The 8,206-nt window shown below is 71.2% G+C and carries 6 protein-coding genes; 2 read left to right on the forward strand and 4 right to left on the reverse strand.

What is annotated here, in order from left to right; translation table 11 throughout:
- From treY to AC3A5R_RS22535, 4 genes are all read right to left on the reverse strand, one after another.
- The gene (gene treY / locus AC3A5R_RS22520) at positions 1–2,436 is read right to left on the reverse strand and encodes a malto-oligosyltrehalose synthase (protein ID WP_487623004.1); all 2,436 of its coding nucleotides are present in this window, start codon (positions 2,434–2,436) and stop codon (positions 1–3) included.
- Positions 2,433–4,604, reverse strand: a complete 2,172-nt coding sequence (gene glgX, locus AC3A5R_RS22525) for a glycogen debranching protein GlgX (RefSeq protein ID WP_487623005.1) — start codon at positions 4,602–4,604, stop codon at positions 2,433–2,435. The genes treY and glgX overlap by 4 nt, the downstream gene beginning before the upstream one ends.
- 287 nt (positions 4,605–4,891) lie before the next feature.
- A complete protein-coding gene (locus tag AC3A5R_RS22530; protein WP_487623006.1) occupies positions 4,892–5,668 on the reverse strand; it encodes an SDR family oxidoreductase in 777 nt (258 codons plus the stop codon).
- Positions 5,668–6,813: an acyl-CoA dehydrogenase family protein gene (locus AC3A5R_RS22535; RefSeq protein ID WP_487623007.1), complete on the reverse strand. Its 1,146-nt coding sequence runs from the start codon at positions 6,811–6,813 to the stop codon at positions 5,668–5,670. The genes AC3A5R_RS22530 and AC3A5R_RS22535 overlap by 1 nt, the downstream gene beginning before the upstream one ends.
- Positions 6,814–6,912: 99 nt before the next feature.
- On the opposite strand from AC3A5R_RS22535, the gene AC3A5R_RS22540 reads away from it, so the two are divergent.
- Positions 6,913–7,560 (forward strand): TetR/AcrR family transcriptional regulator, encoded by a 648-nt coding sequence (locus tag AC3A5R_RS22540; protein WP_487623008.1) that lies wholly within the window; start codon positions 6,913–6,915, stop codon positions 7,558–7,560.
- A gap of 52 nt (positions 7,561–7,612) precedes the next feature.
- Complete coding sequence (locus tag AC3A5R_RS22545; RefSeq protein WP_487623009.1) at positions 7,613–8,134, forward strand: 2'-5' RNA ligase family protein; 522 nt, start codon at positions 7,613–7,615, stop codon at positions 8,132–8,134.
- Positions 8,135–8,206: the final 72 nt, after the last annotated feature.

Consider the following 8,206-nt stretch of genomic DNA (forward strand, 5'->3'; position numbering starts at 1 on the left):
TCAGGCCTCACGGACGAGCAGTGCGACGGGCAGGCCCGCCTCGGGGAGGACCTGCGCCACCCGTACCCGCCCGCCGTCGGTCCGGCGCCCGGACAGCACGTCGCGCCAGTGCCCCTCGGGCAGGTCGACGGTCTCCTCGGCCCAGCCACCGGCGTCGACGAGCCGACCGGCAAGCCGGGTCACCAGCGTCAGGACCTGGGGACCCTCGGTCGTGCCGCGGGCGAAGCCGACGAGGTGCTCCGTCGACGCAGCGAGCGGCAGGTAGGTCGCCGCGGGACCGACGAAGGCATCGGGCCGGTCGCGCCGCGTGCGCAGGGCCGTGGTCGTGACGAGGAGCTTCTCGTCGGACAGGTCGGCCGGCGCCGCTCCCCCGTCGAGGCGCGCCAGACGCTCGGCGCGCTCGGCATAGTCGACGAGGCGCCGGTTGTCGGGGTCGACGAGCGAGAGGTCGACGAGGTCGGTGCCCTGGTACACGTCGGGCACGCCGGGCATCGTCAGCTGGACGAGCTTCTGCCCCAGCGTGTTCGCCCGGGTCTCGGTGGCCGTGTCGGCCAGCCATGCCTCGACGTGCTCGCGCACGGTGTCGGACGCGACGACACCCGAGACGAACCGCTCGACGGCGGCCTCGTACGCCTCGTTCGGCGCGGTCCACCGGGTGTGCAGCTTCGACTCACGGATCGCCTTGAGCGCGTAGGCGTTGAGGCGTTCGTCGGTGATCGGCCATGCCCCGACGAGGGTCTGCCACAGGAAGTACTCGGTCAGCGCGTCGAGCTCGTCGGCGCGGACGCCGTCGGCCAGGCCGCGGGCTTTGTTGACCCACGCGGCCCACGCGTCCGGACGCTCGGCGAGCACCGCCAGCCGGGCCCGGACGTCCTCGGCGCGCTTGGTGTCGTGGGTCGACAGCGTCGTCATCGCGGCGGGCCAGCGGTCCGCGAGCCCCGCTGCGAACCGGTGGAACTCGGCGGCCGCGACGCCGAACCGCTCGGGGTCTCCCCCGACCTCGTTGAGCCCGACGAGCCGCACGAACCGGTAGTAGGCGGTGTCCTCGATGGCCTTGGCCATGACCGGACCGCACGTCTGCTGGAACCGCACGAGGAACTCGTCGGCCGCTTCCGCGTCGACCCGCTCACCCTGCCCGAGCGCGAGGTCGATGATCCCCTCGACGGTCGGTGCGTCGAGGTCGGGCCCGTCGAGCGACTCGCGACCTCGCGCGATGGCGGCCTCGAGCGTCACGGCGTCCTGCCCCTCGGGCTCGGTGCCGGGGCGGCGGTACACGCGGTAGCGGTCCATCCCGACGAGCAACGTCTCGAGCGCGCGTCGGGCCTCGCCGGCGTCGAGGTCGGGTCGGGCGCGCCCCACCAGGCGCATCAGCCGCGACACCTCCGCGACGAGCATGACCTCGACGACCCAGCGCTTGGCGTCCACGACGATCGCGCCGAGGTCCTGCGCCTCGCCGAGCAGCTCCGCCGACAGGGCGGTGAGCGGTTCCTCGCCCGCAGGGTCGACGAAGAGACCGCCGACCCGCAGCAGTGCGTCGTAGCCGGTGGTGCCCGCGGTGCGCCACGACTCCGGCAGCTGCTCGTCGCCCTCGAGGATCTTCTCTACGACGACCCACGCGCCGCCGGTGGCGTCGGCGAGCCGGTCGAGGTAGCCCTCGGGGTCGGCCAGGCCGTCCGGGTGGTCGATGCGCAGGCCGTCGACAGCGCCGGATCGCAGGGCCGCGAGGAGCCGCTCGTGCGTCGCGTCGAAGACGTCAGGGTCCTCGACGCGCACGGCGATGAGCGAGGTGACGTCGAAGAAGCGGCGGTAGTTCAGCTCGGCGTCGCCGACCTGCCAGAAGGCGAGCCGGTAGTGCTGGGCGTCGAGGAGCTCGGCGATCGGGGCGGACGCGTCGGTGCCCGGTGCGAGCGGGAAGACGTGGTCGTAGTAGCGCACGACCGGCTCACCCTCGTGCTCGCCGACGGCGAGCTCGCCCGCGGCGAGGACGTCCTCGAGCGGGGACCCGAGCACCGGCAGGAGGATCCGCCCGCCCTGGGCGTTCCAGTCGACGTCGAACCAGCGGGCGTACCCGGACGAGCGCCCCTCCCGGAGCACTGACCACAGCGGCCGGTTGAGCGAGAGCGGCGTCGGCGTCGTCATGTGGTTGGGCACGACGTCGACGACGACCCCGAGGCCGGCCGAATGTGCTGCGGCACAGAGCCGCTCGAACGCCTCGTCGCCGCCGAGCCCGTCCGCGACGCGGGCGTGGTCGACGACGTCGTAGCCGTGCATCGAACCCGACGTCGCCTGCAGCACCGGCGACAGGTACAGGTGGGTGACCCCGAGCGTGGCGAGGTGCCCGACCTGTGTGACCGCGTCCTCGAGGGTGAAGCCCGGCTCGAGCTGGAACCGGTGCGTCGAGACCGGGATCGCGCGCGAGCGCTCGGCGGCGCTCACGCGGTGGCCCCCTCCGTCACGCCCGCGACGGGCGGCGACGCCGGCACCCGCGGGCACCGGAGCACGACGATGCTGTGGGCCTCGACCTGAACCTGCCACGTCGGGTCGAGCGGCGACTCCTCGACCGTGTCGCGCGCCGTGTCGATGACCGGGAGCCACTCGGTGCCGTACTCCGCGTCGGGCAGCGTGAACGAGAGCCCCTCGTAGTGGGCGTTGAAGAGCACGAGGAACGAGTCGTCGAGGATCTGCTGCCCACGTGGGTCGGGCTCGGGGATGGCCGAGCCGTTGAGGAAGACCATGAGCGACTTGGCCAGGCCGTTGCTCCAGGCCTGGTCGTCCATGTGCTCGGCGTTCGGCATGAGCCAGGCGATGTCGCCGAGGTCGCTCTCGCCGCCGTGGTCGGCGCTGCCGGCGAAGAACCGGCGCCGCCGGAACACCGGGTGGTCCCGCCGCAGCTTCACCAGCGACTGGGTGAAGGCGAGGAGCTGCTGGTCGTCCTCGTCGAGGGACCAGTGGATCCACGAGATGTCGTTGTCCTGGCAGTACCCGTTGTTGTTGCCGCCCTGGCTGCGGCCGAGCTCGTCGCCGTGCAGGAGCATCGGTACGCCCTGGCTCAGCATCAGCGTGGTGAGGAAGTTGCGCTGCTGGCGCAGCCGCAGGTCGCGCACCGTGGGGTCGTCGGACGGGCCCTCGACGCCGCAGTTCCACGAGCGGTTGTGGCTCTCGCCGTCGTTGTTGCCCTCGCCGTTGGCCTCGTTGTGCTTGTCGTTGTACGACACGAGGTCGCGCAGCGTGAAGCCGTCGTGGGCCGTGACGAAGTTGATCGACGCGATGGGCTTGCGCCCCGAGTGCTCGTAGAGGTCGCTGGATCCGGTGAAACGAGAGGCGAACTCGCCGAGCGCGCCACCCTCGCCGCGCCAGAAGTCGCGGACGGTGTCGCGGTACTGGCCGTTCCACTCGGTCCACAGCGGCGGGAACCCGCCCACCTGGTAGCCGCCCTCGCCGACGTCCCACGGCTCGGCGATGAGCTTGACCTGGCTGACGACCGGGTCCTGCTGGATGAGGTCGAAGAACGCCGACAGCTTGTCGACCTCGTGGAACTGGCGGGCCAGTGTCGCGGCGAGGTCGAAGCGGAACCCGTCGACGTGCATCTCGGTGACCCAGTAGCGCAGCGAGTCCATGATGAGCTGCAGCACGTGCGGGCTGCGCATGAGCAGGCTGTTGCCGGTGCCGGTCGTGTCGTAGTAGTGCGACAGGTCGTCGCTGACGAGCCGGTAGTAGCTGTTGTTGTCGAGGCCCCGGAAGGCGAGCGTCGGGCCCATGTGGTTGCCCTCGGCGGTGTGGTTGTAGACGACGTCGAGGATGACCTCGATGTCGGCCTCGTGCAGCGCCTTGACCATCGCCTTGAACTCGAGCACCTGCTGTCCACGCTGGCCGCCGGCCGCGTACGCGTTGTGCGGGGCGAGGAACCCGATGGTGTTGTAGCCCCAGTAGTTCGACAGGCCGCGGTCGACGAGCGGGGCGTCCTGGACGAACTGGTGCACCGGCATCAGCTCGACGGCCGTGACGCCGAGCTCGGTCAGGTGCTTGATCGTGGCCGGATGGGCGATGGCCGCGTACGTGCCGCGGATCTCCTCGGGCACGTCGGGGTGCAGCATCGTCAGGCCCTTGACGTGCGCCTCGTAGATGACGGTCTCGTGGTACTCGTGCCTCGGCGGGCGGTCGTCGCCCCAGTCGAAGAACGGGTTGACGACGACGGAGTGCATCGTGTGGGCGACGCTGTCGTCGGTGTTGACCGTGGTCGACGTCGCGGCGTCGGGGTCACCGAAGGTGTAGGAGTAGAGCGACTGGTCGTTCTCGGCCTGTCCCTCGATCGCCTTGGCGTACGGGTCCAGCAGCAGCTTGCTCGGGTTGCAGCGGTGGCCGTGCTCGGGGTCGTACGGGCCGTGGACCCGGAAGCCGTAGCGCTGGCCGGGCTGCAGGTAGGGCACGTAGCCGTGCCAGACGAAACCGTCGACCTCGGGCAGGTCGAGGCGTGTCTCGGTGAGGTCGTCGGCGATGAGGCACAGCTCGACGCGCTCGGCGACCTCGGAGAACACCGCGAAGTTGACGCCCGCCCCGTCGTAGGTGCCCCCGAGGGGGTAGGGCTTGCCGGGCCAGATCTCCATGGGTCTTCTTCCGTCGTCGTGGACGCGGCCGTCGGCCACGCCGCCACCGCTGTGGCTCGGGCGGACGACGCCGGCCACCCCGGGCCCATCGTGGTGCCCGGCGGGGTGCCGCGCAACCACCGCTCCCCTGACGGTCGGGGGCCGACGCGCCGGGGCAGCGACGGCTACTGCGCGCGTCCCTGCTTCCAGTACCCGGTGAAGGCCACCTGGTGACGCGGCGAACGCGGCCGGGCTGTTGACCAGGACGTCGAGCCGGCCCGTAGCCGCCCGCACCGCGCGGGCGGCTGCTAGAGCGCGCCCCCGAGGGTCACGCCGCCGTCGATGGTCAGCGTCTGGCCGGTGATCCACGAGGCGTCGGAGGACAGGAGGAAGCTGACGGCACCCGCGACGTCCTCGGGCACGCCGAGCCGCTTCATCGGGTAGGCGCGGACGACCTTCTCCTCGCGGCCCTCGTAGAGCGCCTCGGCGAACTTCGTCTTGACGACCGCCGGCGCGACGGCGTTGACCCGCACGTCGGGGCCGAGCTCGTAGCCGAGCTCGGTGGTCAGGTGGATGAGCGCTGCCTTGGACACGCCGTACCAGCCGATGACCCCCGAGGCGCCCTGACCGGCGACCGACGCGAGGTTGACGACGGCCCCGGGGTGCGCGTCGTCGCCCAGGCCCGCGGCCACCGCCTTCCTGATCCACGAGAACGCGGCGACGACGTTGACGTCGAGCACCTTACGCGCGACGTCGAGCCCGCTGTCGAGCATCGGACCGTAGGCCGGGTTGATGCCGGTGTTGTTGACGAGCAGGTGCAGTCCGCCGAACGACTCGCGCGCCGCGGCGACCACCTCGTCCTGGTGTGCCTCGTCGGCCGCGTTGCCGGCGATGCCGAGCGCGTGCTCGGGGCCACCGAGCTGCTCGACGGCCTCGGCGAGGGCCTCCGGCTTGCGCGCGGTGATGACGACCTTCGCTCCCTCGGCGACGAGCCGCTCGGCGATGCCGAGGCCGATGCCCCGGCTGGCGCCCGTGACGATCGCGACGGCGCCCTCGTGGCGTCCGCCGCTGCCCGCGAACCCCATCAGAAGCCGAGGTCCCGGCCGATGAGCTCCTTCATGATCTCGTTGGAGCCGGCCCAGATCTTCGTGACGCGGGCGTCGCGCCAGGCGCGGGCCACGCGGTACTCGTTCATGAAGCCGTAGCCGCCGTGCAGCTGGACGCAGTGGTCGAGCACCTCGTTCTGCACCTGCGAGCTCCACCACTTCGCCTTCGCGGCGTCGACGGCGGAGAGCTTGCCCTCGGCGTGCGCGGCGACGCAGTCGTCGACGTAGGCCTCGGCGACCTCGATCTTCGTGACGAGCTCGGCCATGAGGAACTTGTTGTGCTGGAAGGCGCCGATCGACTGGCCGAAGGCCTTGCGGTCCTTGGCGTACTGGATCGTCTCCTCGAGGATCGCCTTGGCGTGAGCGACGTTGGACACGGCGGCGCCGACGCGCTCCTGCGGGAGGCGCTGCATCATCGCGATGAAGCCCATGCCCTCCTCACCGAGCCGGTTCTCGTCGGGAACGCGGACGTTCTCGAAGAACAGCTCGGCGGTGTCGGACTCGTCCATGCCGACCTTGTCGAGCTTGCGGCCGTTGACGAAGCCCTCCATGCCGCGTTCGACCATGAGCAGCGTGATGCCCTTGGCGCCCTTGGACGGGTCGGTGCGAGCCGCGACGATGACGAGGTCGGCCTGGTAGCCGTTGGTGATGAAGGTCTTGGAGCCGTTGAGGATCCAGGCGTCGCCGTCGCGGACGGCGGTGGTCTTGAGGGCCGCGAGGTCGGAGCCGCCGGAGGGCTCGGTCATCGCGATCGCGCAGATGAGCTCACCACTGGCCATGCCGGGCAGCCAGCGCTGCTTCTGCTCCTCGGTGCCGAGGTCGACGATGTACGGCGGGCACACGTCGGAGTGGATGCCGAAGCACGAGCTCGTCGCGGCGTTGAAGCGCGACATCTCCTCGGCCACGACGGCGTTGAAGCGGTAGTCGTCGACGCCCGCCCCACCGAACTCCTCGGGGATGTCGAGGCCGAAGAAGCCCTGCTTTCCGGCCTCGACCCAGATGTCGCGCGGGATCGACTTGCCCTCGATCATCTCCTCGGCGCGCGGGGCGAGCGTGCGGGCGACGAACTCGCGCGCCGACGCGCGCATCGCCTCGTGGTCCTCGTCGTAGATGTTGCGGGGCATCCGTCCTCCATCGGGCGTGCGGGCTGAGCGAGCGACGCGCCGTACCGGCAGGTAACTAAGCGCTTGCTTAGTCTCCCGCCGCTGCGGCATGCTGTCAACGTGCCGCAGCCCACCCCGAGCCCGACGTCGAGCCCGACCTCGAGCCCGACCTCACCCGTGACGACACCGGGTGCCGACGCGTCGACCGTCGACCGGCTCATGCACGCGGCCGCGCACGCCTTCGCCGACAAGGGCTTCCACGCCACGACGACCCGCGACATCGCGTCGGGCGCGGGCCTGTCCCCCGCCGGCGTCTACGTGCACTTCGGCTCCAAGGAGGAGCTGCTCTTCAACCTGAGCCGCAGCGGCCACGAGAGCGCGCTGCGGCTGCTGCGCGGCGCCATCGCCGACGGCCCGACGCCGACCGACCAGCTGGCCAACCTCATGGCGCGCTTCAGCGAGTGGCACGTCGAGCAGTACCAGGTGGCCCGAGTCGTCCAGTACGAGCACCACCACCTGACACCCGAGCACCACGCGGAGGTCCTCGCGCTGCGCAAGGAGATGGACGGGCTGGTGCGCGGCGTCCTCGAGCGCGGCGTCGCCGACGGCGCGTTCACGGTGGACGACAGCGCCGACACCGCGCTCGCGCTGCTGTCCATCGTCGTCGACGTCGCCCGCTGGTACTCCCCGACGATCCGCCGCTCCCCCGAGCAGATCGGCGCCACGAACGCCCTGCTCGCGCTCCGGCTCGTCGGCGCCTCGCACTGACGTCGGTCGCGTGGCCGACCACCCACGGCACCCAGGGCACAGCGTGCTACTCGTGCCCGTGCCACCGCTCGAGCCGTTCGTCGTCGAACGCCACCGGCACTACGACGAGTCCTACGTCTCCGCAGACCCGGCCTTCGTCCACGCCCACGTCACCGCGCTCGGCCCCTTCCTGCCGCAGGAAGAGATCACGGACGCCGTGGTTCGGACCATCGACGAGATCGCCTGCGCCACAGCTACGTTCGACTTCACCCTCGAACGCATTGCGACGTTCCCCAACGGAATCGTGCACCTGCTCCCGGAGCCCGCCGACGCGTTCCGCGCGCTGACCACCGCTCTGTCGCAGGCGTTCCCGCAGTGCCCGCCGTATGCAGGGGCGTTCCCAGACCCCGCCCCCCACCTGACCCTCGACGCACTGTCCGACGCCGTCAGCGAGAGCACGACGCGTCGCGCCGTGGCCCCCTGGGTCCCGGCCGCCTGCCGGGCCGAGCGGCTCGACCTGGCGTGGTACGAACCACACCGCTGTCGCGTCCTGCGCTCGTGGCGCCTCGGCGGTACGGCGGCCGCGCCTGCCTAGGTGTACCCGGTCATGACGTTGGTGACAGGCGGCTGATCGGTGGGAGCCCGTCGAGGGCGGTGTGGCGTCGTC

Source organism: Intrasporangium sp. Soil_C_50 (assembly GCF_057656595.1).